This is a genomic window from Sphingomonas sp. SORGH_AS_0879, from assembly GCF_030819175.1.
Classification (GTDB): Bacteria; Pseudomonadota; Alphaproteobacteria; order Sphingomonadales; family Sphingomonadaceae; genus Sphingomonas.
On the sequence record NZ_JAUTBJ010000002.1, the window covers coordinates 466,386 to 483,098 of the forward strand.

Annotated in this window: 10 protein-coding genes and 1 pseudogene; 5 read left to right on the forward strand and 6 right to left on the reverse strand. The window is 65.8% G+C overall.

Features of this window, described 5'->3' with window-relative positions:
- Positions 1–212: 212 nt before the first annotated feature.
- Complete coding sequence (locus QE379_RS02790) at positions 213–3,479, forward strand: TonB-dependent receptor (protein WP_306997621.1); 3,267 nt, start codon at positions 213–215, stop codon at positions 3,477–3,479.
- Between the two features lie 69 nt (positions 3,480–3,548).
- Here the strand turns inward: QE379_RS02790 and clpB are convergent, their stop codons facing one another.
- Positions 3,549–6,128, reverse strand: a complete 2,580-nt coding sequence (gene clpB / locus QE379_RS02795; protein ID WP_306997623.1) for an ATP-dependent chaperone ClpB — start codon at positions 6,126–6,128, stop codon at positions 3,549–3,551.
- Positions 6,129–6,340: 212 nt separating this feature from the next.
- Here clpB and QE379_RS02800 point away from each other — a divergent pair, with 212 nt between their 5' ends.
- The 4 genes from QE379_RS02800 (at position 6,341) to QE379_RS02815 (ending at position 12,435) form a co-directional block, all read left to right on the forward strand.
- Positions 6,341–9,184, forward strand: coding sequence for a pitrilysin family protein (locus QE379_RS02800; protein WP_306997625.1), 2,844 nt, complete (start codon positions 6,341–6,343; stop codon positions 9,182–9,184).
- A gap of 26 nt (positions 9,185–9,210) precedes the next feature.
- The gene (locus QE379_RS02805; RefSeq protein WP_306997627.1) at positions 9,211–9,510 is read left to right on the forward strand and encodes a hypothetical protein; all 300 of its coding nucleotides are present in this window, start codon (positions 9,211–9,213) and stop codon (positions 9,508–9,510) included.
- 260 nt (positions 9,511–9,770) lie between these two features.
- A complete protein-coding gene (locus tag QE379_RS02810) occupies positions 9,771–11,576 on the forward strand; it encodes a DUF885 family protein (RefSeq protein ID WP_306997629.1) in 1,806 nt (601 codons plus the stop codon).
- A 46-nt stretch (positions 11,577–11,622) separates the two neighbouring features.
- Positions 11,623–12,435 carry a TonB family protein gene (locus QE379_RS02815; RefSeq protein WP_306997631.1) on the forward strand — a complete coding sequence of 271 codons (813 nt, stop codon included), beginning with the start codon at positions 11,623–11,625 and terminating at the stop codon, positions 12,433–12,435.
- A 9-nt stretch (positions 12,436–12,444) separates the two neighbouring features.
- Here the strand turns inward: QE379_RS02815 and QE379_RS02820 are convergent, their stop codons facing one another.
- The 5 genes and pseudogenes from QE379_RS02820 to glmM all read right to left on the reverse strand — a co-directional run bounded on the left by QE379_RS02820 (position 12,445) and on the right by glmM (position 16,674).
- Positions 12,445–13,500 carry a 5-(carboxyamino)imidazole ribonucleotide synthase gene (locus tag QE379_RS02820; protein WP_306997633.1) on the reverse strand — a complete coding sequence of 352 codons (1,056 nt, stop codon included), beginning with the start codon at positions 13,498–13,500 and terminating at the stop codon, positions 12,445–12,447.
- Between the two features lie 5 nt (positions 13,501–13,505).
- Positions 13,506–13,986, reverse strand: a pseudogene (purE, locus tag QE379_RS02825) (5-(carboxyamino)imidazole ribonucleotide mutase).
- A gap of 379 nt (positions 13,987–14,365) precedes the next feature.
- Positions 14,366–15,052, reverse strand: coding sequence for a 2,3-diphosphoglycerate-dependent phosphoglycerate mutase (gene gpmA / locus QE379_RS02830; RefSeq protein ID WP_306997635.1), 687 nt, complete (start codon positions 15,050–15,052; stop codon positions 14,366–14,368).
- Positions 15,053–15,109: 57 nt separating this feature from the next.
- Positions 15,110–15,334 carry a DUF1272 domain-containing protein gene (locus QE379_RS02835; protein WP_306997637.1) on the reverse strand — a complete coding sequence of 75 codons (225 nt, stop codon included), beginning with the start codon at positions 15,332–15,334 and terminating at the stop codon, positions 15,110–15,112.
- Positions 15,334–16,674 (reverse strand): phosphoglucosamine mutase, encoded by a 1,341-nt coding sequence (gene glmM, locus QE379_RS02840; RefSeq protein WP_306997639.1) that lies wholly within the window; start codon positions 16,672–16,674, stop codon positions 15,334–15,336. The genes QE379_RS02835 and glmM overlap by 1 nt, the downstream gene beginning before the upstream one ends.
- Positions 16,675–16,713: the final 39 nt, after the last annotated feature.

Genomic DNA, 16,713 nt, shown 5'->3' on the forward strand with positions numbered 1-16,713 from the left:
TGGCATTCAGGATCTTTGCTGCCGACTTTTGATGCAATCATTTACAGGCACGAGAACGACTGTTGCATTTTGCGCACATCGTGCTGTGAAAAACGTATAAAGTGTCAAAAAGCCTTTGTAAGAGCACGTCATCTTCCTGACATATGTTGGTCATCGCCCGTTCAGGGTGGCGAAAAGGCGTCGATCGGGCGCCTTTCGAGGGGGAAATAAAAATGAGCAAACAAGGGCTGTTTTCGAAGACCTTCCTGCGTCATGGCGCGGCGCTGCACGCCGTTGCCTTGCTGGGTGCCGGGGCGACCATGGTGGCCCTCGCGGCGCCCGCGACCGCGCAGGACTATACGCAGGTGAACGCCACCGGCCGTGTCCAGGGGACTGATGGCAAGGCGATTGGCGGTGCGACCGTCACCGTGACGTCGGCGGCGCAGGGCTTTACCCGCAGCGCGACGACGCAGGCGGACGGCTCCTATGTGATCTCGGCGCTTCCGCAGGGAACCTACAGCTTCTCGATCACCGCCGATGGCTATGACAGCTTCACCGATCCGGCCGTTCGCCTGATTCAGGGCCGCGCCGCCAACCAGTTCAACCTTCAGCCGGTGAATGCCGGAACCAGCGGCGATATCGTCGTGACCGCGGGCCGCGTGCAAGTCGTCGATTTCAGCAGCAACACGATCGGCCAGACGATCGACGTGGCCGATGTCGCCATGCGCACCCCGGTCGGTCGCGACCTGACCTCGGTCGTGCTGTTGGCACCGGGCGCAGTCGGCGGTGACAACCGTTTTGCTTCGCTGCCTTCGATCAACGGCGCGTCGATTTCGGAAAACGTCTATTATATCAATGGTTTAAACGTCACGCAGTTCCGCAACGGTCTTGGCGCAGCGGGTGTGCCGTTCGAATTCTATCAGACCGTGCAGACCAAGATCGGCGGCATTCCGGCCGAATTCGGTCGCTTCACCGGCGGCATGATCAACTCGACCACCAAGTCGGGCTCCAATGAGTGGCATGGCGGCATCATGTTCAACTGGCAGCCGAATAGCTTGGTTTCCAAGACGCGCAACACCTATGCCGCCGACAATGATTCGGCCTATTCCGATCGTCATGAGATGATTGCGCAACTTTCGGGGCCGATCATCAAGGACCATCTGTTCTTCTACGGCCTCTACAACGCGCGCGATATTCGCGATGGGCAAGGCTATACGGGCGCAGTCTCTGCGACGGGCACCGGCGCCAATGGTTGTGCGAGCAATCCCGCGCTTTGCGCGAATTTCGCGGACCTCAACACCTTTGGTCAGCAGATCGTCGGCACCTCTTACAGCCAGAACCGTAACACCAGCCCGTTCTGGGGCGGCAAGATCGACGCGGTGATCGTCGATGGCCAGCGACTGGAAGCGACCTATTGGAACACGACGGGGCGCCGGGTTGAGAATGTCTATGGCACCAGCCGGTACACGCTGGCGAGCGGTCAACGCTACAATCTGAACACCAACAATCCGGGCGGTTACATCGCCACCAACATCTACCAGTCGGGCGGTGAAAACTACGTCTTCCGTTACACGGGCAGCTTTACGCAGTGGCTGACCCTGTCGGCGGCCTATGGTGTCAACAAGAACCGCGATACGACCGAATCCAGCCTGCCCAACCTGCCGTCGGTGACGGACCAGCGGAACGGCGCCAATAGCGGCATCGGTAACACCCTGAGCAACGCTTCGATCAATTTCGACAAGCGTACCTTCTACCGCGCGGATGCCGATGTCCGGTTTGAACTTCTCGGATCGCATCACATTCGCGGCGGTTACGACCGGGAAGATCTGGACGAAGATTCGATCAGCGTCGCCAATGGTGGCGCGCAATACACGCTTCTGACCGCTTCGGGTACGGCGGCGACGATCGATCCGGTCATCGGGTTGCCCGGCGGCACGAGCTATATCAAGGGGCGTGTCTTCCGCACGGGTGGTCAGTTCTCCACGCGTAACACGGCCTTCTACGTTCAGGATGACTGGCATCTTCTCAACGATCGCCTGAATCTGAATTTGGGTATCCGTAACGATCGGTTCGAGAACAAGAATGGCGCCGGGCAGACCTTCTTCCTCGCCAAGAACCAGTGGGGCCCCCGCTTGGGTGCAAGCGTCGATCCGTTGGGTGATGGCCGCACCAAGTTCTTTGGTTCCTATAGCCGTTATTTCATCCCCGTTGCGGTGAACACCAATGTCCGGTTGGCCGGTGGTGAACTCGACTATGACGCCTATTATCAGTTCGGTGGGCTGATGGCCGATAATACGCCGATCCTTGGCGCACCGATCACGACCGGTTCTGGTTTCACGGCATGCCCGGGAAATTCGCCGGCAGGCACCGCTTGCAGCTTGCGCAACGACGGAACCGTACCGAGCACGGCTTCTGTGGTGGCGTCGAATCTCAAGCCGCAATCGGTTGATGAGATTGTCTTGGGTGTGGAACAGCGCGTGGCCAACCGGATCAAGGTCGGGTTCAACTTCACGCAGACGAAACTGAACAACTCGCTGGAAGATGCGGCGCTCGATCAGGCGATCGTTCCCTACTGCATCGCGCAGGGCAAGGCAGCGGCGGATTGCCGCGACATTTGGAACGGCGTCCATCAGTTCGCGCTGATCAATCCGGGCCGCGATGTCGCGGTGACGCTCAGCGATCCGTTGCCGGGTGAGACGACGCCGCGTCAGGTGGTGCTGTCGGCGGCCTCGCTGCAATATCCGCAGGCGCAGCGCGTCTATCGCGCCGTCAACTTCACGTTCGAACGTGAATGGGATGGCGTGTGGTCGCTGAATGCGAATTACACCTATTCCAAGCTGTACGGGAATATCGAGGGTGGCGTGCGTTCGGACAACGCGCAAAGCGACTCTGGTCTGACTACCGCGTTCGACTTGCCCGTGCTGGTCAACGGCACCTATGGCTATCTGCCCAACGACCGTCGCCACAACTTCAAGGCTTGGGGTTCGTACAAGGCGGCGGAATGGCTGACGCTGGGCTTCACCGGTTCGGTCAGCGCACCGCGCAAGTTCGGTTGCTATGGTCGTCCGCCCGCGAGTGCCGATTTCGACGCCACGGCGCCGGGTGGTATCACGGGTCTCTACTACAACACGAGCGGCGCCTATTGTAACGTCGTCAACGGTTCGGTCGTCCGTAATCCCAATGGCTTCACCGTGATCAACGATCCGTTCAATCGGGCTGGTGGCGCGCGCCCCAGCACGTTGCAGGTCGTCAACCGCGGTTCGCAGCTGAAGTCGGACTGGCTCGCGCTGCTCAACCTCGATGCGACGGTCGCGGTGCCGACCGATGCCTTCACGGGCTTCGTCCGTATCTCGGTCTTCAACGTCTTCAACTCGAAGCCGGTGCTGCGGGTGGCGGAAACGGGAACCACCTCCGCCGGTGCGCCGCAGCCGGTCTATTCCCTGCCGACCTCGTATAATGCTGGCCGTTCGGCCCGCATTCAGTTCGGCGTCAACTTCTAACCCCGGGGTTCGCTAGCGAACCCTGATCGGGGGCGGCTCCTTCGGGAGCCGCCCCTTTTTTGGAAGGCTTCACCCCACCGACAATGCCAGCTTGCCGTCGCCCTCATCGACGGTGACGGTCGAGCCGTCCTTCACATTTCCGCGCAGGATTTCCTCGGCCAGCGGGTCCTGGAGGTGGCGTTGGACCGCGCGGCGGAGCGGCCGCGCGCCATAGACCGGGTCGTAACCCACCCGGCCCAGCCATTCGCGCGCGGCGTCGGTCAGGTGCAGGGTGATCTTGCGATCCGCCAGCAGCTTGGCGACGCGGCCGACCTGGATGTCGACGATCGGCCCCATATGGCTCTGGCCCAGCCGGTGGAACAGGATGATCTCGTCCAGCCGGTTGAGGAATTCGGGGCGGAAATGGCCGCGCACGATCTCCATCACCTGCGGCTCGACGCTCTCGACGCTTTGCCCGTCCTCGACCGCTGCCAGATACTGGCTGCCCAGGTTGGAGGTCAGGATGATCAGCGTGTTGGAGAAGTCGACCGTCCGCCCCTGCCCATCGGTCAGGCGGCCGTCGTCCAGCACCTGGAGCAGCACGTTGAACACATCGCCATGCGCCTTCTCCACCTCGTCGAACAGCACGACCTGATAGGGCCGCCGCCGCACCGCCTCGGTCAACACGCCGCCTTCCTCATAGCCGACATAGCCCGGAGGTGCGCCGATCAGCCGGGCGACGCTGTGCTTCTCCATGAACTCGCTCATGTCGATGCGCACCATCGCGCTAGGGTCGTCGAACAGGAATTCGGCGAGCGCCTTGGTCAGTTCGGTCTTGCCGACGCCCGTCGGCCCGAGGAACAGGAAGCTGCCCAGCGGCCGGTTCGGGTCCTGTAGCCCAGCGCGTGCGCGACGAACGGCGGTGGAGACGGCGCGGACCGCATCCTCCTGTCCGATCACGCGCTTGCCGATCACCTCCTCCATGCGGAGCAGCTTCTCGCGCTCGCCCTGGAGCATCCGGTCGACCGGCACCCCGGTCCAGCGGCTGACCACGCCGGCGATATCGTCGGCGGTCACTTCCTCGCGTAGCATCGCGCCCTCGGTCGCGGACTGGGCCTCGGCGAGTTGCTTCTCCAGTTGCGGGATGCGCCCATAGGAGAGTTCGCCCGCCTTGGCCAAATCGCCCGCGCGCTGCGCCTGGTCGAGTTCGATCCGCGCCTGGTCCAGTTGCTCCTTCAGCTTCGCCTCGCCCGCGATCTTGTCCTTCTCCGCCATCCAGCGCTGGGTCAGTTCGTGCGACTGTTCCTCGAGGTTGGCGAGTTCCTCCTCCAGATGCTCGAGCCGGTCGATGCTGGCGGCGTCGCTCTCGCGGCGCAGCCCCTCGCGCTCGATCTTGAGGCGCAGGATGCGGCGGTCGAGCGTCTCGATCTCCTCGGGCTTGGACTCCACCTCCATGCGGATGCGGCTGGCGGCCTCGTCCATCAGGTCGATGGCCTTGTCGGGGAGGAAGCGGTCGGTGATGTAGCGGTTGGACAGCGTCGCCGCCGCCACCAGCGCGCCGTCGGTGATCCGCACGCCGTGATGGAGTTCGTACTTCTCCTTCAGCCCGCGCAGGATCGAGATGGTGTCCTCGACCGTGGGCTCGCCGACGAAGACCGGCTGGAACCGCCGCTGGAGCGCGGGGTCCTTTTCGACATACTTCCGATATTCGTCGAGCGTGGTCGCGCCGACGCAGTGCAGTTCGCCGCGCGCGAGGGCGGGCTTGAGCAGGTTGGAAGCGTCCATCGCCCCGTCACCCTTGCCCGCGCCGATCAGCGTGTGCATCTCGTCGATGAACAGGATGATGTCGCCCTCGGCCGCCTTCACCTCGTCCAGCACGCCCTTCAGCCGCTCCTCGAACTCGCCGCGATACTTCGCACCCGCGATCAGCGCGCCCATATCGAGCGCCATCAGCTTGCGGTCCTTGAGCGTGTCCGGCACGTCGCCGTTGGCGATACGCAGCGCGAGGCCCTCGGCGATCGCGGTCTTGCCGACGCCGGGTTCGCCGATCAGCGCGGGATTGTTCTTGGTCCGGCGCGCCAGGATCTGGATGGTGCGGCGGATTTCCTCATCGCGGCCGATCACGGGGTCGAGCTTGCCGTCCCGCGCCACTTGCGTGAGGTCGCGGGCGAATTTCTTGAGCGCGTCGTACCGGTCCTCCGCGCCCGCCGTGTCGGCGGTGCGGCCCCGGCGCAGCTGTTCGATGGCGCCGTTCAGCGCTTGTGGGTTCACGCTACCCGCCGCGAGCGCCTTGCCCGCTGCCGTGGTGGAAGCGAGCGCGAGCGCCAGCAGCAACCGCTCGACGGTGACGAAGCTGTCCCCCGCCTTTTGCGCGACTTGTTCGGCCTGATCGAGCACGCGGACCAGATCATTGTCGAGCCCGGGCGAGCTCTGCGCGCCCGAGCCGGAGACGGCCGGAATCTTGGCCAGCGCCGCATCGGTCTCGCGCTCGACGCGCTTGGCATCGCCGCCCGCCGCCTGGATCAGGCCGGACGCCATGCCCTGATCGTCCTCGATCAGCGCCTTGAGGAGATGTTCGGGGGCGATCCGCTGATGGCTGTTGCGGATCGCCACGGTCTGCGCGGCTTGCAGAAAGCCTTTCGCGCGGTCGGTGAATTTTTCGAGGTTCATCTGGTCTTCCTGTCGCTTTCCAGGTCAGATGGTGTTGCAATTTAGCAACACAAGGGGTGAGGGGAATTTCCGTCCCGCGCAACATGGGATGGCCGTTTCGATTGCGAAAGGGTGGCGCGCTTTCGGACGATATTTCCTTGTCTTCGGCGGATTGTGGTCCGCCGAAGCGCCGCTATGCTCGCACCATACACCGCGTGGGGAGAGTCAAAGAAATGCGTATCAAGTCCGTGGCGCTGGCCGGCGTCGCCGCCCTTGCGTTCGTCCTGCCGGTTCACGCGCCCGTCATGGCCCAGGCCGCGTCCGCCAAGGCGACCGCGACCGCCAAGCCCGCGCCCGTCTCGACGCTCGTGAAGGCGGTCGATATCCCCTATCAGACCTTCACCCTGCAAAATGGCCTGCGCGTGGTCGTCCACACCGACCGCAAGGCGCCCGTCGTCGCGGTCAGCGTCTGGTACGATGTCGGCTCCAAGCATGAGCCCAAGGGCAAGACGGGCTTCGCGCATCTGTTCGAGCATTTGATGTTCAACGGGTCGGAGAATGCGCCAGGCGACTTCTTCGCGCCGCTGAAATCGGTGGGTGCGACCGACTATAACGGCACCACCTATTTCGACCGGACCAATTATTTCGAGACGGTGCCGACCGCCGCGCTCGACCGCGCGCTGTTCCTGGAATCGGACCGTATGGGCTATCTGCTCGGCGCGGTGACGCAAGGCGTGCTCGACGAGCAGCGCGGCGTCGTCCAGAACGAAAAGCGACAGGGCGACAACCAGCCCTATGGCCTGACCCAGTATAAGGTGCTGGAGGGGCTGTTCCCCGCCGGGCATCCCTATGCGCACAGCACGATCGGTTCGATGGCGGACCTCGACGCCGCGTCGCTGGAGACGGTGAAGGACTGGTTCCGTCAGCATTACGGCCCGAACAATGCCGTGCTGGTGCTGGCGGGCGATATCGATGTCGCGACCGCCAAACCCTTGGTGGAAAAATATTTCGGCGCGATCAAGCCCGGCCCCAAGAGCGTGTTGCCGACCGTTTCCATCCCGACGCTACCCGCCCCCGTCAGCGAGGTGATGAAGGACCGCGTGGCGGCGGTGATGATCAGCCGCAACTGGGCCGTGCCGGGGCTGAACGATCCCGAAAGCGCCTCGCTGGTCGTGGCGGGTTCGATCCTGGGCGGGCTGGCCTCGTCGCGGCTGGACAATATCCTGGTCAAGCAGGAGAAGCTGGCGGTGCGGGTGTCGGCCAGCGACCGCCTCTTCTCGCAGGTCGGCATGTTCAACATGATGGCGATCGTCCGTCCCGGCGTCGATCCGGCGCAGGTCGACAAGCGGATGGGCGAAATCCTCACCGACTTCCTGAAGAACGGCCCGACCGAGGACGAGGTGCGGCGCGCCGTCACCCGCTTCGTATCGGGCCGGGTCGAGGGGCTGGAATCGGTCGGCGGCTTCGGCGGCAAGGCGGTCGCGCTGGCCGAGGGCGCGCTCTACTCGAACGATCCGGGCAAATATAAGAAGCAGTTGCTGGCGATCGCGGCGCAGACGCCCGCGACCGTGAAGGCGGCGGCGGACAAATGGCTGTCGCGCCCCGCCTATACGCTGACCGTCGTGCCGGGTGCGCGCGATGCCTATGAAGAGGCCAAGGTGCCGCCGCGCGCCGATGTTCCCGCCGCCCCCGACCAGCCCGCCAAGGGCACGCGCGGGGCCCTGCCCGAAGTGGGTCAGGTCAAGCCGCTGAGCTTCCCCACTGTCGAGCGCAGCCGGTTGGCGAACGGGATCGAACTGATCTACGCGCAGCGGACCGCCGTGCCGGTGACGCAGATCGCGATGTCGTTCGACGCCGGGATCGCCGCCGATGTGCCGGGCAAGCTGGGCACGCAGCGCATGATGCAGTCGATGCTGGACGAAGGCACGACGCATCGTACCACCATCATGATCGCCGAGGAGCAGGAGCGGCTGGGCGCGTCGATCGGGTCGGGCGCATCGAACGATCGCACCACGGTCCATCTCGACGTGCCGAGCGCGAACCTCGATCCGGCGCTGGCCCTCTATGCCGACGTCATCCGCAATCCCGCCTTCCCCGAGGCGGAACTGGCGCGGGTGAAGACCCAGACGCTGGCGGGCATCAAACAGGAACTGACCAGCCCGCAAGGCTTGGCGGGCCGCGTCCTGCCGCCGCTCGTCTATGGGCCGACCAGCCCCTATGCCAAGGCGCAGGGGCTGGGCGATCCGGCCGCCGTGGCGGCGCTGACCCGTGCCGATCTGGTCACCTTCCATCAGGCCTGGCTCCGCCCCGACAAGGCGAAGATCTTCATCACGTCGGACCGTCCGCTGGCCGAGGTGAAGGCGGCGCTTGACCGCGTCTTCGGCGACTGGCGCGGGACAGGGGCGGCGGGCAGCAAGAGCTTCACCGCGGGGCAGCCCTCGGCACCGAAGATCGTGCTGATCAACCGGCCCGACAGCCCGCAGTCGATGATCCTGGCCGGTCTGCCGACGACGCTGAAGGGCATCGACGACATGCTGCCGGTGAACACCGCCAACGATGCGCTGGGCGGCAGCTTCCTCAGCCGGATCAACACCGACATCCGTGAGAACAAGCACTGGTCCTATGGCGTGCGAGGTGGCTTCCAGAGTTCGGAATTCGCCGCGCCCTATGTCATGTCGGCCCCGGTTCAAGCGGACAAGACCGGCCCGTCGATCGACGCGCTGCGCACCGACGTCACCGAATTCCTGACCACCAAGCCGATGGATCAGGTCGAGTTCGATCGCGCCATCACCGGCGCGATCCGTTCGCTGTCGGGCAGCTTCGAAACGTCCGACGCGGTCCTGTCGGCGATGCAGACCAACGACCTGCTGCGCCGCCCGGACAATTACTATGCCACGATCACCCGGCGTTACCAGGCGCTGACCCGCGACGAACTGAACAAGTCGATCCAGGCGGCGTTGAGCCCCAAGGATTTCATCTGGGTCGTGGTCGGCGATGCCAAGACGGTCAAGCCGCAGATCGATACGCTGGGCCTGCCCGTCGAGGTGATCGAGGCGTCCGCGGTCGTCGGGCAGTAAGCGTCGGGATTTAAGGGAGAGAGACTATGGCCGATATCGACGGCACCTGGAACTGCACCGTCAAGTCGCCGCTGGGCGATCAGGACATGACGCTGACCGTCCGGACCGAGGGCGATCGCTTCACCGGCTCGGGCGGCGGCCAGATGGGCGCGATGGAGATCGAAGGCGACGTGTCGGGCAATACGATCACGTGGAAGATGTCGATCAGCTCGCCCATGCCCATGACGCTGGATTGCGAAGCGACCGCCGATGGCGACACGCTGACCGGCTCGGTCGGCGCGGGCGCGTTCGGCAGCTTCCCGTTGTCGGGGACGCGCGCGGGGTGACCTTCCTGCGGTGAGATGGGGAAGGGCGGTGCGTCGGTGGACGGGCCGCCCTTTTTCGTTGGGGTGCCCTTGGCCTTCGACTTCGCTCAGGCTGAACGGCGTATGGGATGTGGGGCCGGGGGAAGCTTCCCGGTCTGATACCCAACCTCCGTTCAGGCTGAGCGAAGTCGAAGCCCAAGGGACAAACCCCCGCCACATAACCGGTTCAATTCCCGCCAAATCCCGTTACGCTGAACCCCAAAGACAAAAAGGGGACCAGCATGATCGACCGTCGGCATTTCCTGGGCGGCACCGCCGCGATGGCGGTGGCTGCGCAAGGCGAGGGCGTCCTGGCCCAGGCCACCGCGTCCACGCCACTCAACGCGCTCTTCGACACGCTGGTCCAGGAACAGCTCCGCCGCAGCCCGGAGGCGGCGACCAATCTCGGCCTCGACACCGGGGCCAATGCCGATCTTCGCTCGAAACTGTCCGATCAGTCGGCTACCGGCATCGCGGCGGCCAAGGCGGCGACCAAAGCCGATCTCGCCCGTTTGCAGGCGATCGACCCCGCCAGCCTGTCGCCGGAGGAGCGGATCGATCTGGAATCGATCCTTTACACCCGCCGCTCGGCGCAAAGCGTGCAGGCGTTCGACTTCGGCGGGACCTCCTATGGCCCCAGCCCCTATGTCGTATCGCAATTGTCGGGCGCCTATCAGTCAGTCCCCGACTTTCTCGACACCAAGCACAAGATCGCGAGCGCGGGCGATGCCGACGCCTATCTGATGCGGCTCCGCGCCTTCGCAAGCCAGATGGATGCGCAGACCGAGCGGATGCGCCATGACGCCGGGCAGGGGGTGGTGCCGCCCGACTTCATCCTCGACCTGGCGCTAGAGCAGATGGCCAAGACCCGCCAGCCCGCAGGGCAAGCGCTGGTCGTCCAGTCGCTTGCCCGCCGCGCTGCTGAGAAGGGGCTGGGGGACCGCTATGCCGCGCAGGCCGCGAAGATCTATGAGGCGGAGGTGCTCCCCGCGCTAGACCGCCAGATCGCCTATGCCCGGACGCTGCGCGCCAAGGCCACGCATGACGCCGGGATATGGAAATTGCGCGAGGGCGCGGCCTATTACCCGGTCGCGCTCAAGGCCAACACGACGACCAGCTTCTCGCCCGACGAGGTGCACCGTTTCGGTCGCGATCAGGCGGCGATGCTGTCGTCGCGGCTCGACGCACTGTTGAAGACGCAGGGCTTAACCAAGGGGACGGTGGGCGAGCGGATGGCCGCGCTCTACAAGAACCCGGACCAGCTCTATCCCAATACCGACGAGGGCAAGCGCGCCGCCATCGCCTATTGCAACGAACGGCTGGACGCGATCCGCACCCGCCTGCCGCAGGCGTTCGAGCGGATACCGCCCTATGGCTTCGAGGTGCGCCGCGTGCCGCCCCAGACCGAGGCGGGCGCGGCGGCGGCCTTCGCGCAAGGGCCCGCCATCGACGGCTCGCGCCCCGGCCTGGTCTATTTCAACCTGAAGGACAGCGCCGACTGGCCCAAATTCTGCCTGGCGACGACGGTCTATCACGAGGGGCTGCCGGGGCATCAGATGGAGGGCGGGCTTGCCCTGTCCAACACGCGCCTGCCGCTGATCCGCAAGATCAACGGCTTTTCCGGCTATGGCGAGGGCTGGGCACTCTATGCCGAACAACTGGCTGACGAGATGGGCATGTATGAGGACGATCCGCTGGGGCGGCTGGGATATCTCAAATTCCTGCTGTTCCGGGCCAATCGCTGCGTCGTGGATACCGGTCTGCATCACCTGCGCTGGACCCGCGAACAGGCGATCCGCCATTTCGTCGAAGCCGAAGGCGAGGCGGAAGGCTTCGCCACGCGCGAGGTGGAACGCTATTGCGTCAATCCGGGCCAGGCGGCGAGCTACAAGCTGGGCCATTCGGTGTTCGTCGACATTCGCGATCTGGCGAAGAAGCGACAAGGCGACCGTTTCGACCTGAAGGCGTTCCATACCGCCGTCCTGCGCCATGGCCGTGTCCCCCTCGACGTGCTGCGCCGGATCGGAGAGGAGTGGGCGCGGGCTTGACCGGGAACGGCATCGCGGTGATCCTTCCATCCGGGAGACTATCGCGATGCAGGGCAGCGTTCGGGGCCGGCAGGACAAGTGGCGACGGCTGGCGGCCGTCGTCGCCACGGTCGCGGTTCATGCCGCGATCGTGGCGCTGTTGATCCTGGGGTCATCGCGGGTCCGGCGGATCGACGATTCCCGGCGGTCGAGCCTGACCTTGTTCGAGGTGCCGCCCTTGCCCGAACCGCCACCCCTGCCGGTGCCGCCCCCGCCGGTTACGCCCGCCCCCGTGAAGCGCGAGAGCCTCGCGGTGCGTCCGACCGCAGGGGGCGGAGCGCCTCGCCCCGCGCCTGTCCCCGCCGCGCAGCAAGCCGCCCCTGTTGCGGTCGCACCCGCGCATTTCGATATGGTCGATCTGCCCGCCCCGGCGGCGGGGCTCAGCGCCGAACCGCCGCTGCTTGTCGGGACGGCGGTGTCCGACGGACGGGGCGCGGGCATCGCCAGTGGCCACGGCACCGGTGGTGAGGGGCGGGGCACCGGCAATGGACGTGGCGACGGCGACGGGCCGGGGGAAGGGCGCTTGCGCTTCGCGCTGGCCGAATGGATCGAAAAGCCGTCACAGTCCCAGATCGACGCCGCGTTTCCCAAGATGGCGCGAAGCGGTGGTATCAGCGGCGTGGCGGTGCTGCTCTGCGTCGTTCCCACACCGGGCAGGCCCAAAAGCTGCTCGGTCGCCGCCGAAAGACCCAGCAGGCGCGGCTTCGGGGAGGCGGCGCTCGGCCTCTATCCCCAATTCCGCATACGCCCGGTCATGAAGGGGGATCAGGTCGTCCAGGCGCAGGTCTTGGTGCCGATGGCCTTCGACATCCGGCGATAGGCGGGAGCCTTACCGCACCACCCGCGTGATATGCCCCATCTTGCGCCCCGGCCGCGACTCGCCCTTGCCATAGAGATGCAGGTGCGCGCCCTTTTCGGTCAGCGCCGGTTCCCACACGTCGTCGCCGATCAGGTTTTCCATCTGCACCCGCGCACCGGTCAGCGCGGTGTCGCCCAGCGGAAGGCCGCAGATCGCGCGGATGTGATTCTCGAACTGTGAGGTTTCGGCGCCCTCGATCGTCCAGTGGCCGGAATTGTGGACGCGTGGGGCCATCTCGTTGAAGACGGGGCCGTTCTCGGTGGCGAAGAACTCGCAGGCGAGGACGCCGACATAGCCCAGCTCCTCGGCGATGCGCAGCGCCAGCGCGGTCGCCTCCTCGGCCTGGGCGGCGATCTCGGGCGGGGCGGGCAGCGTGGAGGTGCGCAGGATCGCATCACGGTGGACATTGTGTGGCGGGTCGTAGCGGACCGTCGCGCCATCGATCCCGCGCGCGACCAGGATCGAGAATTCGTGGGTGAAATGGATGAACCCCTCCAGCACCGCCGGACCGCCGATCGCTTCCCAGGCGGCGGGGGCATCGGACAGGTCGCGGATCAGCGCCTGCCCCTTGCCGTCATAGCCGAAGCGCGTGGTCTTCAGGATGGCGGGGCAGCCGATCCGTTCCAGCGCGGCGGTCAGGTCGGCGGCGCAATGGACCTCCGCCCATGGAGCCGGACGGCCGCCGACCTTCTCGACGAAGCTCTTCTCGGCGATCCGGTCCTGCGCGACGCGAAGGGCCGCGGGGGCGGGGTGGACCGGGAGCCGCTCGGCCAGCCATTCGACCGGCGTCACGTCGACATTCTCGAACTCATAGGTCACCACGTCGCAGGCGGCGACGAAATCGGCCAGGACGACCTTGTTGTGATAATCGGCACGGGTCAGCGAAGAGGCGGTCTGCGCGGCGACGCTTTCCTCGTCCGGGGCCAGCACATGGGTGCGATAGCCCAATTGCGCCGCGGCCACCGCCAGCATCCGGCCCAACTGGCCGCCGCCCAATATCCCGATCGTCGAACCCGGCTTCAGCATCACACTCAGTCCTGCGGATCGTTGGCGACGCTGTCGGTCTGGCGCTGACGCCAGGCCTTGAGCCGCTCGGCCAGGGCGTCGTCGGACAGCGACAGGATCGACGCGGCCGAGCAGCCCGGCATTGATCGCCCCGGCCTTGCCGATGGCGAGCGTGCCGACGGGGATGCCGCCGGGCATCTGGACGATGGAGAGCAGGCTATCCATGCCCTTCAGTGCCTTGGATTCGACCGGCACGCCCAGCACGGGCAGGTGCGTCATCGATGCGGCCATGCCCGGCAGATGCGCCGCGCCGCCCGCGCCCGCGATGATGACCTTGATCCCGCGATCGGCGGCGGTGGTGGCGTAATCGTACAGGCGCTGCGGCGTGCGGTGCGCAGAGACGACGCGGGTCTCATGTTCGACGCCCAGCGCGTCCAGCGTCTCGGCGGCGTGCCGCATGGTTTCCCAGTCCGAAGTGGACCCCATGATGATCCCGACCGACATCATATCCGCAGTTCCGCCTTGCCCCCTTCGGCCCCGGTGCCGTGGGGAAGCGGGCTGACTAGCGGGGCGGGGCGAGGGGGGCAACCTTCCGTATACGTTCGGGCATAACTTAGCGGATTTTGGTTCGCGCAGAGGCGCGGAGGACGCAGAGGCTCTGGATTTGCCGCGCTGGCAACCTTGTTTCGACCGGAAGACGAGGTCGCTTTGTTGAAAAGAGACGGCGTTGCGGCGGAACCTGCCATCTCTGTGCCCTCCGCGCCTCTGCGCGAACCAAATCTTCGTGACTTCGCGGCTTCGCGTGAACCAATTTTGATTTCACGCGAAGCCGCGATGACGCGAAGAGACAAGGCGCAAAGGGCGGGAGCCCCTGTCTCCCGATCGCTTAGCGTTCGGACAGATAGTAGCGGTCGGTCGGGGTCAGGTCGTCGGCCAGTTCATAGACGATCGGCTGGCCGGTCGGGATTTCGAGACCCGTGATCTCGTCGTCCGGGATGTTCGACAGATGCTTGACCAGCGCGCGCAGCGAGTTGCCGTGCGCGGAGATCAGCACGCGGTTGCCGTCGCGCAGGGCCGGCGCGATGCGCTCCTCCCAATAGGGCAGGACGCGCTCGATCGTGTCCTTCAGGCTTTCGGTGGCGGGCACCGGAATGCCCGCATAGCGACGGTCGCTCGACAGGTCATATTCGCCGCCCGCTTCCGCCGGGGGCGGGGGCACGTCGAAGCTGCGGCGCCAGATCTTGACCTGCTCGTCGCCATGCTTGGCCGCCGTCTCGGCCTTGTCCAGGCCGGTCAGCCCGCCATAATGGCGCTCGTTCAGCCGCCAATGCTTCTCGGTCGGCAGCCATAACCGGCCCATCGTCTCCAGCGCCAGGTTCAGCGTCTTGATCGCGCGGGTCTGAAGGCTGGTGAAGGTCAGGTCGAAGTCGAGGCCCTTCTCGGCCATCATCGCGCCCGCCGCGCGGGCTTCGGCGGCGCCTTGCGCGGTCACGTCGACATCCCACCAACCGGTGAAGCGGTTCTCCAGATTCCAGGCGGACTGGCCGTGGCGGATCAGGACGAGCTGGGGCATGGAAACTCCTTCAAAGTGATGATGCCCGCATAGAGCGATGACGCCTCGGGGTCGAGATCAGCCGCGAAAACGGCCCTGGGTCGAGGCGGGGTTGGCCTTCAGCACACGGCCCATCCGTGTCGGCCGGTCGAGCAGCTCGCCACCGCAATCAGGGCAGGTCTCGTCCAGTTCGTCGGCGCATTCCGCGCAAAAGGTGGTTTCCAGCGAGCAGATGAACGCACCGCCCTGGCTCGGGGGCAGGTCCGCGCCGCAGCGCTCGCAATCGGGTCGCATCTCCAGCATCAGGCGGCCACCTCGCGCACCACGTCGCAGATTCGGTCCACAAGGGCCTCGACCTGGCGCTTGTCCTCGCCCTCGGCCATCACGCGGATGACGGGCTCGGTGCCCGAGGGGCGGATGACCAGACGGCCGGTCCCGGCCAGTTCGGCCTCGGCGGCGGCGATGACGGCCTGCACCTTTTCATGCTCCAGCGGCTTGCCGCCCGCGAAGCGGACATTCTTCAGCAACTGGGGCAGCGGGTCGAAGCGGTGCAGCACCTCGCTGGCGGGTGCGCCCGCGCGCTTGATCTCGGCCAGCACCTGGAGCGCGGCGACCAGCCCGTCGCCGGTCGTCGCATAGTCGGACAGGATGATGTGTCCCGACTGCTCGCCGCCGACATTGTAACCGCGTGCGCGCATCGCCTCCAGCACATGGCGGTCGCCGACCTTGGTGCGGACAAGGCCCAGCCCCTGCGCCCCCAGATGCCGCTCCAGCCCCAGGTTCGACATGACGGTGGCGACCAGCCCGCCGCCCGCCAGCCGTCCCTCGCGGGCATAGCTGGTCGCGATGGTCGCCATCAACTGGTCGCCATCGACCACGGTGCCGGTTTCGTCGACGACGATCAGCCGGTCGGCATCGCCGTCCAGCGCGATGCCGATGTCCGCGCCGCTCGCCACCACCGTCTCGGCCAGCGTCTGCGGCGCGGTGGAGCCGACGCCGTCATTGATATTGGTGCCGTTGGGGGTCACGCCGATCGCCACCACGTCCGCGCCCAATTCCCACAGGGCGGCGGGGGCGACCTTGTACGCCGCGCCGTTCGCGCAATCGATCACGACGCGCAGGCCATCGAGGCGCAGCGACTGGGGGAAGGTCGACTTGGCGAAGTGGATATAGCGGCCCGCCGCGTCATCGACCCGCCGCGCGCGACCGATCCTGCCCGAGGCGACCAGCGGCACGTCCTGTTCGATCAGCGTCTCGATCGCTTCCTCCGCCTCGTCCGACAGCTTGTAGCCGTCGGGACCGAACAGCTTGATGCCGTTGTCGGCAAAGGGATTATGGCTGGCCGAGATCATCACGCCCATATCGGCGCGCATCGAATGGGTCAGCATCGCGACGGCGGGGGTGGGGAGCGGCCCCAGCAGCACCACGTCCATGCCCACGCTGGTGAACCCGGCGACCAGCGCCGATTCGAGCATATAGCCCGACAGCCGCGTATCCTTGCCGATCACCACCCGGTGGCGATGCTCGCCGCGCTGGAAATAGGCGCCCGCCGCCATGCCGACCTTCATCGCCATCTCGGCCGTCATCACCGCGCCGTTGGTCGCACCGCGAATGCCATCGGTGCCGAAATATTTTCTTGCCATGCGGCCAGATCCCTGCCGGATTAAGAGGAAACATGTTGA